A 21,058-nucleotide genomic window follows, 5' to 3' on the forward strand; every position below is an offset into this window, starting at 1 on the left:
CGCGCTTATCGTCGCATTGCCCGGATCACAGGCAGGTCGAGGTCGCGATGACCGGAAACAGCGTCACCAGGGTCGAGACCAGCCCGATCCAGGCGCCCAGCACGATCAGCTGGCGCGGCCTTCCCGTGCCCTGCGGCAGCAGCCACAGGATCAGCCCATGCGCCGCCAGCCCCGCGCCCCAGGCCAGCCACATCGCCATGTGGTGCCAGTCGGTGCCCAGAACGGGCCGCCCCTGCCAGCCCAGATTGCAGCCCGCGCCATGCAGCGCATAGACCAGCGAAAACATCGCCGCCCACAGGATCGGCCCCGCCAGCGCCCGCCACAGCCAGCCCATCACAGCACCTCCTGCGCGGCGATCAGGGCGACGGACACAGCGGTCGTGGTCAGCCAGAAAGCCTGGAACATCTGCCAGATGGGGGCCGCACCACGGCGGACCTCGCTCAGCCGGCCGGTCTGGGCATCGCGCAGGCTGCGCAGCGCCAGCATCGCGGCGATCACGCCGTGGAAGACGGCGAATCCCAGGATCGCCCCGCGCAGCGCGTCGCGCGCGTGGCGGCGCGGATCGTCCAGACCCAGCCCGACGACCGCCAGCGCCACCAGCGCGACAAGCGCCGCCGCCAGCCCCAGCCCGGCCCAGGCCGCGCCCGAGGCATGGCTGCGCTGCGCCTCGGCCCGGTGGGAGGCCAGCAGGCCCAGGGCCATCGCGGCCAGGGCCAGCGCGGCCGCCGCGATCACCGGCAGGCTGACCAGCGTGCTGGGCGGCGCGGGCCATGCCGGCGCCACGACCGACAGAAAGCCCACCCCGAACAGCAGCGCCGCATAGAGCGTCCCGTCCGCCAGCAACAGCGCGATGGCCCCGGTCCGCGCCAGCGTGTTGCGCGTCTGCCAGTGCAGCGGCAGGGTCAGGCCGGGGGCGACGGCGGCAGGCGCGTGGTCGCGGTCGGTGCCCATGATCGCGCCCCATTTCCAGGCCGCGATCAGCGTCAGCACCATGCCCAGGGGCGCCAGCCAGTACAGCCCCACCAGCATGGCCGCGAAAAAGCTGCCGATCGCAGCCGAGGTCAGCAGCGGCAGCCAGGTGCTGGTCGCCAGCACGGCGACATGGTCGGGGCGACCGGTCCCGGCCTCGACCACCAGCGTCTCTCGGAAGCCGCGCGGCGCGCCGGGCAGCAGCCCCTCGCCCCGCGCCAAGGGCAGCAGGGCCGAGGCATCGGCCTGACGCGGACCGGGAAGCGAGGCGAAGTTATAGGAGGGCGCCGGCAGCGGCATGGCCCAGTCCAGCGTCGGCGCGCGCCACGGGTTGCGGCGGCTGCGGCGTCCGAACATCCACTGCATGATCACGTCAAAGGCGAACAGCGCAAAGCCCGCCGACATGATCATCCCGAAGATCGACGAGATCAGGTTCAGCCACTCCCATTCCGGGTTGTTGGGATAGACCGCGATGCGGCGCGGCATGCCCAGAAGGCCGGTCAGGTGCATCAGGAAGAAGGTGCCGTGAAAGCCGATCAGGATCAGCCAGAAGGCCGATTCCCCCAGGCCCCGCACGCGCCAGCGCCCGCAGATCAGCGGCATCCAGTAGCTGACCGCCGCCAGCATCGGAAAGACGAAGCCGCCGACCAGCACGTAATGCAGGTGCGCGGTGACGAAGGCCGTGTCATGGGCCTGCCAGTTGAAGGGCACCATGGCCAGCATGACGCCCGTCAGCCCGCCCATCACGAAGGTGATGAAGAACCCCATCACATACAGCATCGGCAGGCGAAAGCTGACCTTGCCGTCCCACATGGTGCCGATCCAGGCAAAGACCTGGACCGCCGTGGGCACTGCCACCAGGGCAGAGGCCGCGCTGAAGAAGGCCAGCGCCATATGCGGGATGCCCACGGTGAACATGTGATGCACCCAGAGGCCGAAGGACAGGAACACCAGCCCCGCGATGGCCGCGACGATGGCGCCATAGCCCAGGATGGTGGTGCGCGCCATGATCGGGATGATCGTGGACAGCGCGCCCGCGGCGGGCAGGAAGATGATATAGACCTCGGGGTGGCCGAACAGCCAGAAGAGGTGCTGCCACAGCAGCGGATCGCCGCCGCGCGCCACGTCGAAGAACGGCCAGTCGAAGGCGCGCTGCACCTCCAGCAGGATCGAGCCCAGGATCAGCGGCGGAAAGCCCACCAGCATCATCACCGCCGTGCCCAGCAGATACCAGCCCATCAGCGGCATCCGCGTCAGCGGCATATGCGCCGCGCGGCAGCGCAGGATGGTCACGGTGATCTCGACCGCGGCGGCCATGGCGCTGATTTCGACGAAGGTCACGCCCAGCAGCCAGACATCGGCATTCACGCCGGGCGAATGGGTCCGGTCGGACAGGGGCGTGTACATGAACCAGCCGTCATCGGGCGCCAGCCCGAACAGCAGCGAACCGACGATGACCGTGCCCCCGAACAGATAGCACCAGTAGCCAAGGGCCGACAGGCGCGGAAAGGCCATGTCGCGCGCACCCAGGATCTTGGGCAGCAGCCACAGGGCCAGCCCCTCCAGCATGGGGATGGCGAAGAGGAACATCATGATGCTGCCATGCATCGTGAAGATCTGGTTATACAGGTCCACGTCCAGGAACGCGCCCTGCCGCGTCGCCAGCTGCGCGCGGATCATCATGGCCAGCACGCCGCCGATGGCGAAGAACACGAAGGACGTCACCATGAACCGCAGCCCGATCGTGCCGTGGTTGACCGAGGTGAAGAACCCGCGCCAGCCCGGCTCGTCGCGCCAGGTCCGGTCCAGCTCGCGGTGCAGCGACAGGGCGCGGCGGGTGTCGTTGGGGGCGATGTCGGCGCGGGGGTCGAACATCGGCTCGTTCGGCGCGATGTCGCGGTCGCCCATGGGGCGGGTGACGGTCATGGACGGGTCTCCGGGATCAGGTCGGCCGACATGTCGGGGATGGGGCCGGTCGGGTCATAGGCCACGACGGTGAAACGCATGAAGCTGTGGCCGATCCCGCAGAATTCGGCACAAAGCCCCTCATAGATGCCGGGCGTGTCGGCGCGCAGGCGGTGCAGGTTCTGGTGGCCGGGAATGGCATCCATCTTGCCGCCCAGCTGCGGCACCCAAAAGCTGTGGATCACGTCCTGGGCGGTGATCTCCACGTCAAAGCTCTCTCCGGCGGGGATATATAGGGTGTCGACGGTCTGGACGGGCAGGCCGTCAGGGCCGGGCTGGGTGAAGCGCCATTCCCACTGCGCGGCATGCGCGCCCACGCGCAGCGCATCGTCGCCGCGCGCCAGCATGCGTTCCCCGATCCACAGCGAAAACCCCAGCAGCACCACCAGGACGGCGCCGGTGAAGCCCAGGCCCCAGCCCCAGATCCAGCCGCGTTCCGACCGCCGCGCGCCGTTGTTGCGCACCGCTGCCGTCAGCAGGCCCAGCACCAGCGCGGTGATCAGCCCCGACCCGATCAGCATCGCCCACCACAGCATCGCGATGTCGCGCGCGGCCGGCCCCGAGGGGGCCAGTGTGCTCAGCGCGCCATCGCATCCGGCCAGCAGGGGAACCGCGGACAGTGCCAGGGCCTTGTGCCCATGACCCTTCAGCCAGAGGAACCGCCCATGCGCCAGAAACGCAGCTGGAAACAGCGCCGCCGCCTTGCCGACCCCATCGAGGAGCACGTCACCTTCAACGACACCGAGACCAAGATCGCCGTCTCGGGCCATCCGCTGCATGCGATGATGGTGGCCTTTCCCATCGCGCTGGCCTTTTCCACCTTCGGCGCCGATGCGATGTACTGGCTGACCGCCGATGATTTCTGGCCCCGCGTCGCGCTGTGGGCCACGGGTGCGGCCTTTGGTCTGGGGGTGCTGGCCGGGATCACCGGCACGATCGAACTGCTGATGGTGCCGGGGATCCGCATCCGGGCGGCAAGCTGGACGCATTTCATCCTCGCGGTGATGCTGTTGTCGTTGCTGGGGTTGAACTGGGGCTTTCGCCTGCCCGATCCGCAGGCCGTCGTCCTGCCCTGGGGCATCCTGCTGTCGGCCCTGACGGCAGCCATGACCGGCATCACCGGATGGCATGGCGGCAAGTTGGTCTTCGACTATCAGATCGGTACCAAGAGCCACGGCGCGGGCGGCTGAACCGGCCCTCATGTCTGGCCCGCCGCCTGACCGCGGGGGGCCAGCATGAATTCAGGCATCCAGTCCGCGATCCAGGCCAGGTCGGGCTTGGCCAGGACCAGCCACAGGACCCCGACCATCAGCGGCACCCCCATAACCAGCGCCCAGAGCGACGACGGCATGTTCCGCAGGCCGCGGTTTTCTCCCGACGACAGGACCAGATGGCCGATCCAGGCATGGACCAGCGCCATGCCCGCGACCAGCGCCAGCTTGGCCACGAACCACAGATCGAACACCTGCGCGGCAAAGATCAGACCCGTGCCCGCCGCAATGGCGATGATCGCCGCGGGCGTGGCAAAACCGATATAGCCGTAATGCGTGATCAGCCGGAATTCGGCATAGCGCGCCTGCGTCTGCTCTGATCCGGTGGTGCTGCGCCAGATCGCGCCATAGAAATGCAGCATCAACGGCAGCGCGACCATGGCCGCGCACCAGCACAGCATCGCCGCCAGGTGCAGGTATTTCAGCCCCGCGATGATCATGCCGCAAACCCCCTGCGCCAGGCCAGCCACAGCATCCGACCGGCGATCGCCGCCACCGGCACAAAGCCCGGCACCCACATCACCAGTCCCGCCAGCTGCTGATCCGCCAGCGGCGACAGGCCCCAGGGGATCGTGCCCGCGACATGGGGGAAATACAGGATCGACGGCGCAAAGGTCAGGATCGCGCCCAGAAAGCCCATGACCCCCGCCAGCCCGCCGATCAGCGCGGCGCGGCGCAGGGCCTCTTCGGCGCCGAAACCGGGGGCCAGGACCGCCGACCAGAACGCCCAGGCCGACAGCAGCATCGCACCCTGCATCAGCCAGTACAGCCCGTCCGACGCCCAGATCGCGTCATAGACACCCGGCAGGTGCCAGGCGATCATCGCCCCGGACAAGGCCGCCAGCGACAGCCCCGCAGGCACCCGCGCCAGCAGCGGCATCGCCACGGCCAGCGCCGGCGCGGCCAGCGTGATCAGCACCAGATGATGCGCCGCGCGCGCCGAAAACAGCGCCACCGTCAGCGCGCAGAGCGGCGACACGAAGGCCAGCACCAGCGCCCCTACCGCGATCGCGCCGGGCGCAAGGCCCGCGCGCCCGCCGCGCCGGATCAGGATCACGGCCAGCACCGCGATCGCAGCCAGCACGACAGGGTCCATGTTCCAGCTGCTCCACAGCTGGCCCGGCACCGGGGCAGGCCCGCAATAGGGCATGGGGGTGTCTGTCATTCTGTCTCCTCAGGGATGGCGCGGGCCGGATCGGTCGGAACGCATGTCATGGGGTGCAACACCGGTCTTCGGGGTCGGTTCCACGCCATGCGGAACCCGCCCGGAGGCGTGGCGTTGGCGTGGCATGGATGACACGACACGCAACGCGCCGCACAGGCATGTCCGCCCCGGTGACCACACCGCCGCCGTTCGCCTTCAGGCCGCGGGCTGGCTGATGGTGGCGGCAGTGGGGTTGGTGTTGCCCTATCTGGTGATCCTGTCGGGCGATCCGCCGCGCGACCCGTCGCTGATGCGCAACCTGTCCTATGGTCTGGGCTTTGGCGCGCTGGCACTGGCCGGTCTGCAATTCGCGCTGACCGGGCGGATCAAGGTGCTGCTGCGCCCCTTTGGTGCCGACATCATTCCGGTGTTTCACCGGTTCCTCAGCTGGGGTGCGGTGGCGCTGATGCTGGGTCATTTCGCGATCCTGTATCTGTGGCACAAGGACGACATGGGGGTGCTGAACCCGCTGGCCGCGCCCGCCTACATGACCGCGGGGCGGGTGGCGCTGCTGTGCTTTGTGACGCTGATCGTCAGCTCGGAGTTCCGGAAATGGCTGCGGCTGGACTATCTGTGGTGGCGGCGGCTGCATGTCGGGCTGGCCCTGACCGGCTTTGCCGCAGCCATCTGGCATGTGCTGGGGGCGGGGCATTTTACCGGCCAGGACGGCACCCGCGGGCTGTGGCTGGCGGTGACCGTGGCTTGGGCCGGGCTGATCGTCTACACCCGCCTGATCCGCCCCTGGCGGCAGTCGCGCAACCCCTGGCGCGTGGTCGAGAACCGGGACGAGGGCGACGATATCCGCACCCTGGTGCTGGAGCCGCAGGGGCGTCCGCTGCGCGACTGGCGGCCTGGGCAGTTCGCCTGGCTGGCGGTCGGAGGGTCGCCCTTTTCGCTGCGCGAGCATCCCTTTACCATCTCGACCGCGCCGGACAAAGGGCCGCGCATCAGCTTTTCGATCAAGCCCCTGGGCGATGACAGCGCCCGTCTGGCCCGGACCAAGCCCGGCACGACCGCGTGGATCGACGGCCCTTATGGCGTCTTCACTGTCGACCGGGAGGCTGATGCCGACGGGTTCGTGATGATCGCGGGCGGGGTGGGCATCACCCCCATCATGGCGAACCTGCATGCGCTGGAGGCCCGCCGCGACCCGCGCCCGGTGCATCTGCTCTATGCCAATGACAGCTGGGACGAGGTCGCCTTTCGCGATGAGCTGGCGCGGATGGCCACCCGCATTGATCTGCACGTAACCCATGTGATCCAGAACCCGCCGGACAGGGATTGGCCGCCGCAGGATCATCAGGTCGCCGAGGGGCGGATCGACGCGGACCTGCTGGCGCGCCTTCTGCCCGCCGAAGCGCGCGATTGGCCGCACATGATGTGCGGACCCGCGCCGATGCTGGAGGCGATCCGGCCAGCGCTGCGCCAGATGGGTGTGCCCTTGGGGCGCATCCACAGTGAAATCTTCGAGATGGTGTGACGATGCGCCCCCGGCTTGCCCTAATCCTCGCCCTGATGCTGATCGCGCTGACCTTGGCCTGCGCGGTCGTGCTGGCCGTGACTGTAACCCGCTAAGGCGCGCCTCAGGCGGCCGTCACGCGCCAGATAACGTCGCCCACATCGTCGGCCACCAGCAGCGAGCGTTCGTCGGCGCCAATCGCGACGCCCACCGGGCGGCCATAGGCGTGACGCTCGTCCTCGGACAGGAACCCCGACAGGATGTCGCGGGGCGGCCCCGATGGCTTGCCATTCGCGAAGGGCACAAAGATCACCCGGTATCCGCTGAGCTTTGAGCGGTTCCACGAGCCATGCTGGCCGATGACCATTCCGTCGGGAAAGCCGGGCAGCGTGCCCGCGGGCATCCAGCACAGCCCCAGGGATGCGGTATGGCCGCCAAGGGCGTAATCGGGCGTGATGGCGCGGGCGACCATCTCGGCGTCCTGCGCGACCCGGTCGTCCACCGTCTGCCCCCAATAGCAATAGGGCCAACCATAGAAGCCCCCATCGCGGACCGAGGTCAGGTAATCGGGCGGCGTCTCGTCACCCAGCCCGTCGCGTTCGTTCACTACCGTCCACAGGACGCCGGTCTGCGGCTCCCAGGCCATGCCGACCGCGTTGCGCAGGCCGCTGGCAAAGATGCGCGCCTGTTCGGTCGCCAGATCCAGATGCCAGATGGCGGCGCGGCCCTCCTCAGCGGCCATGCCCTGATCGCCGATATTACTCAGCGATCCGACACCGGCGTAAAGCCCGCTCCCGTCCGGGGCGACGATCAGGCTGCGGGTCCAGTGGCCGTTGGGCTTGAAGGAGACCAGCGTGCGGCCCGGGGCGGTAATCGTCGTCTGGCCGGGCTGATAGGGAAAGGCCACGATGCCGTCAGTATTGCCGACATAGAAGGTGTCACCCACCACGGCCATGCCAAAGGGCTGGTTCTGGTCCTGCAGGAACACTTCGCGCGTTTCGGCCACGCCGTCGCCATCGCTGTCACGCCACAGGGTGATGCGGTTCGCGCTGATGCCGATGGCGCGGGCGCGGCGCATGGTGGCCTGGGCCGCATGATCCATCAGGGTCTTGGGCGGGGCGGGCTGTTCCTTGGATTCGGCGACCAGCACGTCGCCATTGGGCAGCACCTCGATCCAGCGCGGGTGATCCAAGCCCGAGGCAAAGGCATTGACCGCCAGCCCCGGCGCGCAATCGGGAACATGGCCGGGGGCCCAGCCCTTGGCGGTGGGCATCTTGAGGGTCATGATGCCCTGTGCCCGCGCCTCGGGGATCTGCGGTTCCTGGCCGACGGCCTGAACCCGTGGGGCGCCATAGCGCCTGATCGCGACCATCGCCGCGCCTACCGCCGCCGTCGCTCGTGCCATCAGTTCCATGATCCGCCCCCTTAATATCGTCTTGGCGCACTGTAACCACATGGGGGGCCGCGTCAAATGCCCTGCGCCGGGGGACAGGGGCCCCGGCGCAGGGCGGTTTCTGCCTACCAGCCCGCGGCGACTGCACGTTCCACTGCCGCGTGATGCGAGGCCGGGACGCCCGCCATCGATTTCTGCGGTGAGGTGCGGAACTGTCGCGCCTTTCCGGCCAGCTGATCGGTCTGCTCCTCAAGCGCGCGGGCGGCGGCTGTGGTCTGTTCGACCATGGCGGCGTTCTGCTGGGTGACCTTGTCCATCTGGTCCGCGCCCGCCGACAGCGACCGCAGGCTTTGCGACTGCTCGCGGGTGCGCGAGGCGATCATGGTGATGATCGTGCGCACCGCCGAGACCTCCTCGACGATGGTCACCAGCGACGTCCCCGATGCGCGCACCAGATCGGCGCCCTCGCGGACATGCAGGTTGGACGTGCCGATCAGATCCTTGATCTGATGCGCGGCCTCGGCCGATTTATGGGCCAGGGCGCGGACCTCGTGCGCCACGACCGCAAAGCCGCGACCTGCTTCCCCGGCGCGGGCGGCCTCGATGCCGGCGTTCAGGGCCAGCAGGTTGGTCTGGAAGGCGATCTCGTCGATGACGGTGACGATCGTGCCGATCTTCTGGGTCGATTCCTCGATCTCACCGACCGCCGAGACGGCCTTCTGGACGATCTCTCCGCCGCCCTGGGCGTTGTGCTGGGCGGTCTCGGCGCTGGTCTGTGCGCTGGAGGCGCCCTCGGCGGATTCGTCGACCCCGCGCGACACCTCGGTCAAGGCGGCGACGGTTTCCTCAAGGTTGGCGGCCTGCTGTTCGGTGCGATGGGCCAGATCATGCGCGGCGGCACTGATCTCGGCCAGGCCGGCGCGGATGATGCCCACCCCCTCGACCACCGTGCCCAGAGCCTCGTCCAACTGGCCGAGCGAGTCGTTGAACTGCCGCTTGATCGCCTCGAATTCGGGGGCGACATCCTGGGTGATGCGCACCGTCAGATCGCCGCGGCTGAGCGTGTCGAACCCCGTGCTGATCGCGGCCACGAACTGCTGCAGTTGGGTTGCGCGGCGGCTGGTCTCCTCGACCATGGCGGCTTGGCGGGCGTTCACGGCCTCGGCCTCGGCGCTCAGGCGGTCGCGGTCGATGGTGGCGGCGCGAAAGGTCTCGACGGCGCGGGCCATGGCGCCGATCTCGTCGCGGCGGGCGGCGCCGGGGGCCGGCAGGTCGGTCTGGCCCTGCGCCAGGCGTCCCATCATCGCGGTCAGCGTCTTGATGGGACGGCTGATGCTGCGCGACAGCGGCACCGCGCAGGCGATCAGCGCTGCCAGCAGCAGCGCCGACCAGATCCCGCTGCGTTGCAGCTCGGCCATGAAATCGGCGTTGATGTCGTCGACATAAAGCCCCGCGCCCACGGTCCAGTCCCAGGGTTGGAACAAGGCCGAATAGGACAGCTTGGGCTGCGGATCGCCCCCCGACAGGCGCGCGACGTGATAGTCCGTGAAGCCCCCGCCCGCCTGCGCCGTCTGGATCATCTCGCGGATATGCAGCTTGCCGTTCGCGTCGGTCGCCTCCCAGGCATTGGTGCCCTCACGCTCGGTATCGGGGTGCATCACGCGGTTGCCCTGGGGGTCGTACATGAACACATAGTCGCCGTCGCCATAGCGGATGGCGCGCGCGGCCTCCTTGGCGCGGGTCTGCGCCTCGTCCAGGGTCATGGCGCCCGCATCAGCCTGGGCCGCGAAATGCGCCAGCATGCTCATGGTGCTTTCCACCTGCGTGGCGATCAGGTCCTGACGGTCCTTCCACAGAATCTTGTGCAGGGAATAGAGCTGCAGCGACATCGCAAGGATGCTGAGGGTCACCGCAACCCCGATCATCAGGGTCAGTTTACGTGAAATGCCAAAGGTCATGAAGCCGCCATCCCGGTTTGAAGCCCCCAAGCCTTAGCCCCAAAAGATGAAGGTTCGGTTGACGCGACAAACCACCGCAGCCCGCTTGCGCCACCGGACCGATGCCGCGATCATGCCGCCATGACCCACCGCGCAGGCCCCGATCCATGACCCACGACCCCCACCCCTGGGCGGGGCAGAGAGATACGCTGCTGGACCAGATCTGGGCGCGGCTGGTGCGGGGCGTGGGCGACCGGCATGCCCCGGCGCGGCATCCGACGCTGGCCACGGTGACGCCGCAGGGGATGCCGCAGGCGCGCACGGTCGTCCTGCGCGCGGCCGACCGCGGGGCGGGGGTGCTGGAGGTGCATACCGACCTGCAATCCGGAAAGGTGGCCGACCTGCGCGCCAACCCGCGGGTGGCGCTGCATATCTGGGACGCGGGCGCGCATCTGCAGACCCGGATCGAGGCGCGCGCCGACATCCTGACCGGCGACGCGGTCGCGGCGGTCTGGGCGCGCGTGCCCGACCCGTCGCGGCAAAGCTATGGGTCGCAACCCGCGCCCGGCACGCCCATCGACGATGCGCTGGCCTATGCGAAGCGCCCCGACGCGGCCTGCTTTGCGGTGCTGCGCCTGACGGTCCTGGCGATCGACGCGGTGCATCTGGGCCCGGAGCACCGTCGCGCGCGATACACGCGCGAGACGGGCTGGCAGGGGCAGTGGCTTGCGCCCTAGACCATCACGAAATGACGGTCCGATACCTGCCGCCAGTCGCGTTTCGGCGGCTGAAAGCCGATGGGGCGGACCGGGCTTTTCAGCTCGTCGACCTGCATGGCGCGGCGCAGGCCCCGGCGGGCCGGGTCGGGGATGGGCACGGCGGCGATCAGCTTTTTCGTGTAGGGATGCTGCGGGTCGGCAAAGATCGCCTCGCGCGGGCCGATCTCGACGATTTCGCCCAGATACATCACCGCGACGCGGTGGCTGACGCGTTCGACCACGGCCATGTCGTGGCTGATGAACAGATAGGCGATCTTGAGCCGCTCCTGCAGGTCCATCAGCAGGTTGCAGACCTGCGCCTTGATCGACACGTCCAGCGCGGACACGCTTTCATCGGCCACGATCACCTTGGGGTTCAGGCCCAGAACGCGGGCGATCGCCACGCGCTGGCGCTGGCCGCCGCTGAATTCATGCGGATAGCGGTCCAGCATCGACCCGTCCAGACCCACCTGCGCCAGGAGTTCGGCGGCCCGTTCCCGGACCTGCGCGCGCGGGACCAGCTTGTGCGTCAGGATCGGCTCGGCCACGGTCTGTCCCACGGTCATGCGCGGGTTCAGGCTGGAGAACGGGTCCTGAAAGATCATCTGGCCCGACCGCCGCATCCGCCGCAGATCGCCCGGACCCGCGCCCAGCACGTCGAATCCGTCCAGCGTCACCTGTCCGGATTCCGGCTGGACCAGCCGCAGGATCGACCGCCCCGTGGTCGATTTCCCGCAACCGGATTCGCCCACCAGCGACAGGGTCTCTCCCTGCCACAGATCGAAGGTCAGGTCCTCGACCGCATGGACCTTGCCGGTGGGGCGGCCCAGCAGGTCGGACCCTGCGGCAAATCGGGTGACCAGGTTCCGGACCGACAGCACCGGCGTCGCGCTGCGGTCGACGGTGTCCACGACCGCGGGCTGCGCGGTGATCGTGCCGCTGTCCATGTCGACCCTGGGGAAGCGCAGCGGCCAGTCCTGGCCCGCCATTTGCCCAAGGCGCGGCACCGCCGCCAGCAGCGCGCGGGTATAGGGCTGGGTTGCGCCGGTGAACAGATCGGCGGTTGCGCCTGTCTCGATGTGATCGCCTCGGAACATCACCACGGTGCGGTCGGCAATTTCGGCCACCACGCCCATGTCATGGGTGATGAACAGGACGGCCATGCCCTGCTCCTCCTGGATCTCCTTGATCAGGTCCAGGATCTGGCCCTGAATGGTCACGTCCAGCGCGGTCGTCGGCTCATCCGCGATCAGCAGGCGCGGGCGCGCTGCCAGGGCCATCGCGATCATCACCCGCTGGCGCATGCCGCCTGAGAACTGGTGCGGATAGTCCTTGATGCGCGCATGCGCATTCGGGATGCGGACGCGGTCCATCAGGCGCAGGACCTCGGCCGCGACCTGATCGCGCGGCACCTGGCCGTGGCGGATCAGCAGTTCGGCGATCTGGTCGCCCACCGGAAAGACCGGGTTCAGCGACGACATCGGCTCTTGAAAGATCATCGCGATGTCGTTGCCGCGCACCTGGCGCATCTGCTTTTCGGGCAGGCCCAGCAGGTCGCGCCCGTCCAGCAGCACCTGGCCGCTGACCCGCGCCCGCTTGTCCAGCAGCCCCATGATCGCCAGCGAGGTGACGCTCTTGCCAGAGCCGCTTTCGCCGACGATGGCCACGGTCTCGCCGGGGGCCACGTCAAAGCTGATGTTGCGGACGACCTCCTTGAGGCCATCTTCGGTCGGAAAGGCGGCGGTCAGGTTTCGCAGCGAAAGGATGGGTTGGGTCATGTCACCGCCCCGCCGCATAGGCTTGCATCAGGCGCGGGGTCGCGGCCGCGCGCAGCAGGCCCTGCGTATCGCGGCTGGCCGCGGTCAGGCGGCCGATATCCCACGGCCCGGTGACCGTCACGTCATGGCCGCGACGGCGCAATTCGTCGATGGTGGCCTGGCCCACGCGATCCTCGATCAGCATGCCGCCCGGTGCCGCCGTGCGCGGGTGGAACGAGGCCGGGAAATGCGTCGAATGGAACAGCGGCGCGTCGATGGCGGCCTGCAGGTTCGGCTCGAAATGGACGTGGCGCAGAAAGAACACCAGCTGCCATTGGTCCTGCTGATCACCGCCGGGCGTGCCAAAGGACAGGTGTGGCACCCCGTCCCGCAGCGCCAGCGACGGCGTCAGCGTGGTGCGCGGCCGCCGCCCCGGCGCCAGCGAGGTGGGCAGGCCCGGCTGCAACCAGAACATCTGCGCCCGGCTGTTCAGGCAGAAGCCCAGTTCCGGGATGATCGGCGACGATTGCAGCCAGCCGCCCGACGGCGTGGTGGACACTATGTTGCCCCATTGGTCGATCACGTCGATATGCACGGTATCGCCACGCTTTTCCGACAGATGCGCCATGGTCGGCTCATAGACCGCGCCTTTGCCCAGGCCGTCCAGCAGCGACAGGGTGCGGGCGCGCTGATCCTCATACCCCGGCACGGTGCCGGGGCGCAGGTCCAGCGAGGCGGTGTCGCCGATCAGCGCGCGGCGCTCCGTGGCATAGGCGGGCGACAGCAGCGCCTCCATCGGGACGTCGTGCATCAACGGATCGCCGTAATAGACCTCGCGGTCTCCATAGGAGAGCTTCATCGTCTCGATGACGGTGTGGACAAAATCAGGGCCGTTCGGGTCCATCGCGGCGATGTCGATGCCCTCCAGGATCTTCAGCCCCTGCAGCAGCACCGGCCCCTGGCCCCAGGGCCCGGTCTTGGCGATGGACCAGCCGTGATAATCGGCCCAGGTCGGCTCCTCGGTGGTGGCGCTGTAGCCCGCCATGTCGTCGGCGGTCAGCACGCCGCGATGCTTGGCGCCGCTGCCGTCCATCACTTCGGTCGTGCGGCAGAAGCGGTCGATCGCCTCGGCCACAAAGCCGCGATAGAAGGCGTCGCGGGCGGCCTGCACGCCCGCGACGCGCGTGGGCGCGCCCTCGGACGCCTCGACGATCCGGCTGTAAGTGTCTGCCAGTGCGGTGTTTTGGAACAGTGCGCCCGCCTGCGGGGCCTGCCCGCCCGGCAGCCAGGTCGCATGCGACGTGGGCCACTCGGCGGCAAAGAAATCGGCCAGACCGGCGATGCTGTCGGCCACGCGGGGCAGCATCGGATGGCCGTGGCGCGCATAGTGGATGGCGGGGGCCAGAACCTCGGCGACGGTCATCGTGCCGTGCTCCTGCAGCATCAGCATCCAGCCGTCGAAGGCGCCGGGAATGACCGTTGCCAGCAGCCCGTTGCCGGGGATCAGGTCGATCCCCTCGGCCCGGTAATGGTCGATCGTGGCGCCGGCGGGGGCGGGGCCTTGCGCGCAGATCACCTGGGTCTTGCCGGTTTTCGCGGAATGGATGATCGCGGGCAGGTCGCCCGCAGGGCCGTTCAGATGCGGCTCGACGATCTGCAGCACGAACCCGGTCGCCACGGCAGCGTCAAAGGCGTTGCCGCCCTTTTCCAGAATGCTCATCCCCACGGCGGTCGCGATCCAATGGGTCGAGGTGACGACGCCGAACGTGCCGGTGATCTCGGGGCGGGTGGTGAATTGGGTCATGACGACTCCTTGAAAATCAGTGTTCGCGCGGGTCCAGCGCATCGCGCAGCCCGTCGCCGATCAGGTTGAAGCCGATCACGACCAGAAAGATTGCGGCCCCCGGCCACCAGGCCATCCAGGGCGCCTGCGTCAGGAAGTTCTTGGCCACGTTCAGCATCGACCCCCAGCTGGGCGCGGGAGCCTGCTGGCCCAGACCCAGGAAGGACAGCGACGCCTCGGCGATGATCGCGGTGGCGATGGTCAGCGTGGCCTGCACGATGATCGGCGGCACGATATTGGGCAGGATATAGCGGCGCATGATCGCCAGATGCCCCAGACCGATGGCGCGGGCGCCCTCGACATAATCCTCGGTCTTGACGGACATGACCTGGGCCCTGGTCAGGCGAATGAAGATCGGCATGGCCGACAGGCCGATGGCGATCATCGCGTTGGTCAGGCTTGGCCCCAGAAAGGCGGCCAGCGCGATGGCCATGATCAGGAACGGCATCGCCAGCAGCGCATCGGTGAAGCGCGAGATGATCGTGTCGGTCCAGCCGCCGAAATAGCCTGCGATCAGCCCGATGGGCACGCCAGTCATCACCGCGATCGCGACCGAGATGACGCCCGCCATCAGGGATGCCTGCGCGCCCCAGATCATCCGGGACAGGATGTCGCGCCCGATCTCGTCCGAGCCCAGCCAGTATTCCGCGGATGGCGCCAGCCGGATCGCGGTCCAGCTGGTGGCCAGCGGGTCCGCGATGGGCAGGATCGGCGCGGCCACCGCAAGCAGGACAAAGAACGCGACGATCACGCCCCCGACCAGGGCCGCGCGGTTGCGCCGGAACTTGCGCCAGAAGCGGCTTTTGGCGCGGGGTGCGGGCATGTCGATGGCGGTCATAGGGCGGCCCTCATCCGGGGGTTCAGAAGGACGCTGACGACGTCCGCGATCAGGTTCATCAGCAGGAAACCGACGGCCGTGCACAGCACCACGCCCTGCACCACGGCATAGTCGCGGTTGAACACCGCATCGACGATCAGCTTGCCGAAACCGGGGATGGTAAAGATCTGCTCGGTCAGGACCGCGCCCGCCAGCAATTCGCCGAACAGCAGCGCGGACAGCGTGATCACCGGCAGCAGTGCATTCCTGAAGCTGTGCTTCAGCACGACCTGGCGCCCGGTCAGGCCCTTGGCGCGCGCGGTGCGGATATAGTCGGCCGACAGCACCCCCAGCATGGCAGAGCGCGTGTGGCGCATCAGCGTGGCGGCCAGACCGGTGCCCAGTACGAAGGCGGGCATGATCATCGTCTCCAGCGACCGCACCGGATCGACGAAGATCGATTCATAGCCCGATGCCGGCAGCCAGCCCAGATTGACCGAGACCAGCAGGATCAGCATGATCCCCAGCCAGAAGTTCGGGATCGACAGGCCCGACAGCGCCACGATGTTGGCGGTCCAGTCCAGCACGCCGCCCTTGCGGACCGCCGCGATGATGCCCGCGGGAATCCCGATCAGCGCGGCAAAGATCATCGCCATCACCGCCAGCTGGATCGTCACCGGCAGCTTTTGCAGGATCAGTTCCGACACCGGCTGCCCGGTGCGCAGGGACGTCCCGAAATCGCCCTGCAGCACGCCGCCCAGCCAGCGCAGATACTGCACCGGCAGCGGGTCGTTCAGGTTCAGCTGTTCGCGGATGCGGGCCAGGGTCTCGGGGTCGCGGTCCTCTCCGGCCATGGCCAGGACCGGATCACCGGGCAGCAGCATCTGCAACCCGAAGACCAGCATCGACACGATCAGCAATGTCGGCAACGCCACCAGCAGGCGCTTGGCTATATAGATCAGCATGGTGTTCCTTTCGCCGGGCCGGGGGTATGGCGCCCCCGGCCGCAGTCATGTCCGGGTCACTGGGAGAGGGTCACGTCCTGCAGGCGGATCATCCCGTCCGGGAAGGCCTCAAAGCCCTGCACGCCCTGATCCAGCGCAAAGATGTAGGTCTGGTGGCCCAGATAGATCACCGGCAGGTCCTGGTTCAGGATCACGCCCGCCTGATCGTACAGGCCCTTGCGGACCTCGGGGTCGTTGGCGGCGCGGGCCTCGTTCAGCAGGCGGTCGACCTCGGGGTTGCAATAGCGCGGATCGTTGATGCCGCCCTCGCAGGTGACGAACTGGTGCAGGTTGCCGTCCGGGTCGGGACGCCCCGACCAGTCCGACCGCGACAGCTGGAAATTGCCCGCCGTCTGTTCGGACAGCAGCGTCGCGAATTCGGTCGCGCGCAGGGTCACGTCGAAGCCTGCCTCGGCCACCATGGCCTGGATGACCTGCATCATCTGGGTGATGACGGGGTTGTTGGCGTGCTGGATCTCGACCGGCATCCGGTCGATCCCGGCCTCGGCCAGCAGGGCGCGCGCGGCCTCGACGTCGCGGGCGGGGACCGGCAGATCCTGGTTGAACCACGGGGACGAGGGCGGGAAGGGCTGGTTGCCGGGCACGGCGGTGCCTTCGAACACGACCTGGTTCAGCGCCTCACGGTCGATCGCCAGAGAGAAAGCCTGGCGGACGCGGGCGTCCTCTCCCATCGGCGTCAGGGCGCGGTCGCCATTGCCGATATTGGCATAGATCGCCATGTAGCCCAGGCCCACGGCCTCCTGCATCTGCAAGGCGGCGTCCTGAGAGACCGACCCCACGTCGGAGGCCGCGATGCGTTCGACGATGTCCAGCTCTCCCGAGCGCAGGTTGGCCAGGCGCACGGTGGTGTCGGGGATCGGGCGATAGGTGACGCGGTCGATCGCGATGCGGTCGGCGTCGTAATAATCGGCGAATTTCTCCAGCACGATCCGGTCCTGCTGGATGCGTTCGACGAACCGGAACGGCCCCGAACAGACCGGGTTCTGGCCGAACTCGGCGCCCGCCGCCTCGGCCGCGGTCGGAGAGACCATCATTCCCGCCCTGTCCGACAGCTGCGCGATCAACGAGGCGTCGGGCGCGGTCAGGGTAAGGGTCACCTGCATCGGCCCCGTCGCCTCGATCCCCGCGACCGAGGACAGCTCCGACTTGCGCCGCGATTCCGGCAGCGTCATCGAGCGGGTGATGTTGGCCACCACCGCATCGGCGTCAAAGAGCGTGCCGTCATGGAACACCACCCCCTCGCGCAGGTCCATGACCAGCGCCATGCCGTCGTCGGACCAGGACCAGTCGGTCGCCAGCATCGGGATTATGTTGGCCTGGGCGTCCAGATCGACCAGCTTGTCGCACAGGCCCGCATAGACGATGCGGCCGACGAAGGTGCGCGACTGGTCGGGGTCCAGGATGTCGGCATCGTCGCTGAGGCCGATGCGCAGGGTCTGGGCGCCGGCGGGCAGGGCGCTCATCAGCGCGATCATGGCGGTGGCGGACAGAAGATGTCGGGTCATGGGGGCTTCCTGTTGATGGGGGTCAGGCATGGGCCGGTTGATCCGGCCTTCCGGTCTGGGTAGGGGACAGGTCCGCCGATCCAAGGCGGATCAGTTTTTCCTGCAGCATGAACAGATGCACGCGCATCTGCTCGGCCGCCGCCTGCGGGTCGCGGGCGGCGATGGCGTCGATGATGGCGCGGTGCTGGGCCACCGGGAGGGCGTGCCCCGCCAGCCCGCCGCGCGCCCGTTCGCGCACCGCCTGCCAGGCGGCGTCCTGTCGCACGCGGTTCACGATGTCGAACAGCGACAGGAACAGCGCATTGCCTGCGGCCTCGGCGATCTGGCGGTGCAGGGTGCCGTCCCACAATTCGCCCTCATCGGCATCAAGGCACTGGGCGATACGGTCCGACAGCTCATAGAGGCGGGTGATGTGCTCGGGCTTCGCCCGCAGCGCGGCCAGTGCGGCCAGCTGCGGCTCTAGGCGCAGACGGACCTCCATGATCTCGAAGAAATTGGTCGTATCGACGATGCTGTCGCCCGCAGGGGCTGGGGCCGCCCCGCCGATGAAGGTGCCGGCGCCCTGCCTGCGGGTGATGCGCCCCTCGGCCTCCAGCACCTCCAGCGCGCGACGGATCGCGCGCCGTCCCATGCCCAGCTGCTCCGACAGCTGCCGCTCGGTCGGCATGCGGTCGCCGGTCTGACGCGATGCGTCATCGATATAAGCCCGCAACCGCGCCAGCGCGTAGGTCGAGGTCGTGTGGCCCTGATCGGTATCGGCGTCCATGTGCGAACCATTGGTGACTATTGGTTCATGCTGCCACATTTCCGTCATCATGCAAGCCCGCCACTGAACTTCCTGCTCCCATCCCGCCAAAACAGCGATGGTCCTGCGTGTTCGTGCCAGACATCATGCTTTACGCAGAGGCAAACAATCGAACCAATTCAACGAAATGGTTTACCGTTGGAGCGGTTCTTCTCGCCGATGCCCTTTTTTTGAGCGGGTGTGAAAGATAGGGTGGTTCAATGTGTTCACACGAAGACCGCGGCTAGCATGTTCCATAATTCTGATTATTGAGCGATGCTGTGTAGAACCGAAGTAGAATTGTCGCGAACTGGCGAAGTTGATTTGTCGCCTCTGCCCTGAAGGCTGACGCTGTGCTGAGCAGCATGGCACGAGGGTTTTCGACATGGGCCTTCTTCTGATGAGCGAACGCGAGCTTCAACGGATCGAGGTGCTGGCGCAGGTGCTGGACGGCAGCCTGCGCCCCACGACGGCGGCCGATCTTCTGGGTCTGAGCCAGCGACAAGTGCAACGACTTGTGCACGATGTGCAAGACAATGGCGCCATTGCCGTCCGTCACAAGCTGCGCGGCTGTCCGTCGAACAACCGCATCAGTGATCTGAAGCGCGATTATATCCTGTCGCTGATCCGCAACGACTACCCGGATTTCGGCTCGACACTGGCCACGGAGATGCTGGCGGAACGGCATGGCATCCGTGTCTCCTCGGAGACGCTGCGCAAATGGATGATAGCGGATGGCCTCTGGAAGAGCCGTGCGCAGCGGCACCGTGTGCATCAGCCCCGATTGCGGCGTGAACCATCGGGTGAGTTGATCCAGATCGATGGCTCGGAACACCGCTGGTTTGAGGATCGCGGCCCCGCCTGCACCTTGCTGGTCTTTGTTGACGATGCGACCGGAACCCTCATGCATTTGCGCTTTGTCCCCTCGGAGTCGACCGAGAGCTCCTTTGCGGCCCTGTCAGATTACCTGCACGACCACGGGCTGCCGGTAGCCCTCTATTCCGACAAGCACAACGTCTTCCGCGTGAACCGCCGCGCGCCCCGGAGCGGGCATGGGATGACGCAATTTGGGCGGGCGCTCAGCGAGTTGAACATCGAGATCCTCTGCGCAAACAGTTCATAAGCCAAGGGCCGCGTCGAGCGAGCCAATCGGACTTTGCAAGACAGGCTGGTCAAGGAACTGCGCCTCGCAGGTATTAGCGACATGGCCGCAGCCAATGCTTTTCTGCCTGGCTTTATGGCTCACCACAAGTTGCGCTTCTCGCAGGCCCCTGCCCGACCGGATAACGGGCACCGGCCTTTGACCTTGGACGCTTCACGGCTGTCGGACATCCTCTGTGTGCGCGATCAGCGCCAGGCCGGCAAAAGTCTCGTGGTCGATTACGAGCGCATGAAGTTCATCCTGAAAGACGGTGAGCATGCCCGGAATGCGATCGACCGATATGTCGAGACTTACACTTATCCTGATCGGTCCCTCGAAATCCGTTGGAAGGGTATCTCGCTACCCTATCGCATCTTCAACCCTGCACAGCAGCGCGTCACCCATGCCGCAGTGACCGAGAACAAGCGCCTGAGCGAGGTTCTGGCCCATGTGATGGCCGCCAGAAGGTTGCCCCGCCGGAGGTCGGACCAGCTGGCAAGCAGCGCAGCCGACACGCGCTGACCCCAGCCAGATCGAGGCCGTGACGGCCACCGGCGCCGGCGCCGCGCAGGTGCTGACCTACGGGATCGTACCGCAGGTGCTGCCAGCCTTATGGGGGATTACGGTGTTCCGGTGGGACATCAACATCCGCGAAAGCACCATCCTGGGGCTGGGCGGGGCGGGCGGGCTGGGGTTGAAGTTGCAGGCCTCGCTGAACACACTGGCCTGGCCGCAGGTCACGATGATCCTGATCGTGATCCTGGGGACGGTCGTCGTGTCAGAATGGATTTCCGGAACGGTGCTGCGCGCGTTGATCTAAGTAGTCTTCGCTAGGGTCAGGGCTCGTTCTTGATCACAGCCAGAACAGGACGGTTGCGGCCAATGCGATTGCGGAGAGGTAGGTTTCCGGGCACCTGTCGTAACGCGTGGCGACACGTCTGCAGTCCTTCAGACGACCGAACATGATCTCGATACGATTGCGCCTTTTATAGCGCCGCTTGTCGTATTTCACGGTCTTTTTGCGGGACTTCCGGCCGGGGATGCAGGCGCTTATCCCTTTGTCTTTCCAACGCTTCTCGCAGCCGGTCGGCGTCATATCCCCTGTCAGCCGGAAACCAGTCCGCCTTCGGCAGGCTGCCCAACAGCGCTGCCGCACCGGTGTAATCGCTGACCTGCCCTGCCGATATGAAGAACCGGATGGGACGGCCTTTCGCATCGGTGACGGCATGC

16 protein-coding genes and 3 pseudogenes are annotated in these 21,058 nt (G+C 67.4%); 5 read left to right on the forward strand and 14 right to left on the reverse strand.

Features of this window, described 5'->3' with window-relative positions:
- Positions 1 to 25 precede the first annotated feature (25 nt).
- The 3 genes from FA740_RS09890 to FA740_RS09900 are packed head-to-tail and all read right to left on the reverse strand — an operon-like array spanning position 26 to position 3,659.
- Entirely contained in the window at positions 26 to 334 is a 309-nt protein-coding gene (locus FA740_RS09890) for a hypothetical protein (protein WP_136856609.1), read from the reverse strand.
- Positions 334 to 2,844 (reverse strand): cytochrome c oxidase subunit I, encoded by a 2,511-nt coding sequence (gene ctaD, locus FA740_RS09895; RefSeq protein WP_136856636.1) that lies wholly within the window; start codon positions 2,842 to 2,844, stop codon positions 334 to 336. Before ctaD ends, FA740_RS09890 begins: the two co-directional genes overlap by 1 nt.
- Before the next feature lie 47 nt (positions 2,845 to 2,891).
- The gene (locus tag FA740_RS09900) at positions 2,892 to 3,659 is read right to left on the reverse strand and encodes a cytochrome c oxidase subunit II (protein ID WP_246053571.1); all 768 of its coding nucleotides are present in this window, start codon (positions 3,657 to 3,659) and stop codon (positions 2,892 to 2,894) included.
- Between FA740_RS09900 and FA740_RS09905 the strand changes: the two genes are divergently transcribed.
- Entirely contained in the window at positions 3,600 to 4,124 is a 525-nt protein-coding gene (locus FA740_RS09905) for a DUF2231 domain-containing protein (RefSeq protein ID WP_136856611.1), read from the forward strand. The genes FA740_RS09900 and FA740_RS09905 overlap by 60 nt on opposite strands.
- 8 nt (positions 4,125 to 4,132) lie before the next feature.
- On the opposite strand, the gene FA740_RS09910 is transcribed toward FA740_RS09905, so the two are convergent.
- Positions 4,133 to 4,645 carry a CopD family protein gene (locus FA740_RS09910; protein ID WP_136856612.1) on the reverse strand — a complete coding sequence of 171 codons (513 nt, stop codon included), beginning with the start codon at positions 4,643 to 4,645 and terminating at the stop codon, positions 4,133 to 4,135.
- Complete coding sequence (locus FA740_RS09915) at positions 4,642 to 5,370, reverse strand: cytochrome c oxidase assembly protein (protein ID WP_136856613.1); 729 nt, start codon at positions 5,368 to 5,370, stop codon at positions 4,642 to 4,644. The genes FA740_RS09910 and FA740_RS09915 overlap by 4 nt, the downstream gene beginning before the upstream one ends.
- Before the next feature lie 124 nt (positions 5,371 to 5,494).
- Here FA740_RS09915 and FA740_RS09920 point away from each other — a divergent pair, with 124 nt between their 5' ends.
- On the forward strand, positions 5,495 to 6,889 hold the full coding sequence (locus tag FA740_RS09920) for a ferredoxin reductase family protein (RefSeq protein ID WP_169306272.1): 1,395 nt from the start codon (positions 5,495 to 5,497) through the stop codon (positions 6,887 to 6,889).
- 103 nt (positions 6,890 to 6,992) lie between these two features.
- On the opposite strand, the gene FA740_RS09925 is transcribed toward FA740_RS09920, so the two are convergent.
- Together FA740_RS09925 and FA740_RS09930 are read right to left on the reverse strand one after the other, a co-directional pair.
- The gene (locus FA740_RS09925) at positions 6,993 to 8,282 is read right to left on the reverse strand and encodes a PQQ-dependent sugar dehydrogenase (RefSeq protein WP_136856615.1); all 1,290 of its coding nucleotides are present in this window, start codon (positions 8,280 to 8,282) and stop codon (positions 6,993 to 6,995) included.
- Between the two features lie 104 nt (positions 8,283 to 8,386).
- Complete coding sequence (locus tag FA740_RS09930) at positions 8,387 to 10,219, reverse strand: methyl-accepting chemotaxis protein (RefSeq protein WP_136856616.1); 1,833 nt, start codon at positions 10,217 to 10,219, stop codon at positions 8,387 to 8,389.
- Between the two features lie 146 nt (positions 10,220 to 10,365).
- On the opposite strand from FA740_RS09930, the gene FA740_RS09935 reads away from it, so the two are divergent.
- Positions 10,366 to 10,935 carry a pyridoxamine 5'-phosphate oxidase family protein gene (locus FA740_RS09935; RefSeq protein ID WP_136856617.1) on the forward strand — a complete coding sequence of 190 codons (570 nt, stop codon included), beginning with the start codon at positions 10,366 to 10,368 and terminating at the stop codon, positions 10,933 to 10,935.
- On the opposite strand, the gene FA740_RS09940 is transcribed toward FA740_RS09935, so the two are convergent.
- From FA740_RS09940 to FA740_RS09965, 6 genes are read right to left on the reverse strand one after another with little or no spacing between them, the layout of a single operon-like run.
- Positions 10,932 to 12,734, reverse strand: coding sequence for an ABC transporter ATP-binding protein (locus tag FA740_RS09940; protein ID WP_211243680.1), 1,803 nt, complete (start codon positions 12,732 to 12,734; stop codon positions 10,932 to 10,934). The two genes, FA740_RS09935 and FA740_RS09940, sit on opposite strands and share 4 nt — an antisense overlap.
- A gap of 1 nt (position 12,735) precedes the next feature.
- Positions 12,736 to 14,517 carry a gamma-glutamyltransferase family protein gene (locus FA740_RS09945; RefSeq protein ID WP_136856619.1) on the reverse strand — a complete coding sequence of 594 codons (1,782 nt, stop codon included), beginning with the start codon at positions 14,515 to 14,517 and terminating at the stop codon, positions 12,736 to 12,738.
- 16 nt (positions 14,518 to 14,533) lie between these two features.
- A complete protein-coding gene (locus FA740_RS09950; RefSeq protein WP_136856620.1) occupies positions 14,534 to 15,394 on the reverse strand; it encodes an ABC transporter permease in 861 nt (286 codons plus the stop codon).
- On the reverse strand, positions 15,391 to 16,338 hold the full coding sequence (locus tag FA740_RS09955) for an ABC transporter permease (protein WP_136856621.1): 948 nt from the start codon (positions 16,336 to 16,338) through the stop codon (positions 15,391 to 15,393). Before FA740_RS09955 ends, FA740_RS09950 begins: the two co-directional genes overlap by 4 nt.
- Before the next feature lie 56 nt (positions 16,339 to 16,394).
- On the reverse strand, positions 16,395 to 17,903 hold the full coding sequence (locus FA740_RS09960) for an ABC transporter substrate-binding protein (RefSeq protein ID WP_136856622.1): 1,509 nt from the start codon (positions 17,901 to 17,903) through the stop codon (positions 16,395 to 16,397).
- Positions 17,904 to 17,925: 22 nt separating this feature from the next.
- Positions 17,926 to 18,669, reverse strand: a complete 744-nt coding sequence (locus FA740_RS09965) for a FadR/GntR family transcriptional regulator (protein WP_136856623.1) — start codon at positions 18,667 to 18,669, stop codon at positions 17,926 to 17,928.
- A gap of 403 nt (positions 18,670 to 19,072) precedes the next feature.
- Between FA740_RS09965 and FA740_RS20065 the strand changes: the two are divergent.
- Positions 19,073 to 20,281, forward strand: a pseudogene (locus tag FA740_RS20065) (ISNCY family transposase); the annotation flags it as partial.
- 67 nt (positions 20,282 to 20,348) lie between these two features.
- Positions 20,349 to 20,648, forward strand: a pseudogene (locus tag FA740_RS09980) (PhnE/PtxC family ABC transporter permease); the annotation flags it as partial.
- A gap of 33 nt (positions 20,649 to 20,681) precedes the next feature.
- Here FA740_RS09980 and FA740_RS09985 read toward each other — a convergent pair.
- Positions 20,682 to 21,058, reverse strand: a pseudogene (locus tag FA740_RS09985) (IS5 family transposase); the annotation flags it as partial.

The sequence above is a fragment of the Paracoccus hibiscisoli genome, from assembly GCF_005048265.1.
Classification (GTDB): Bacteria; Pseudomonadota; Alphaproteobacteria; order Rhodobacterales; family Rhodobacteraceae; genus Paracoccus; species Paracoccus hibiscisoli.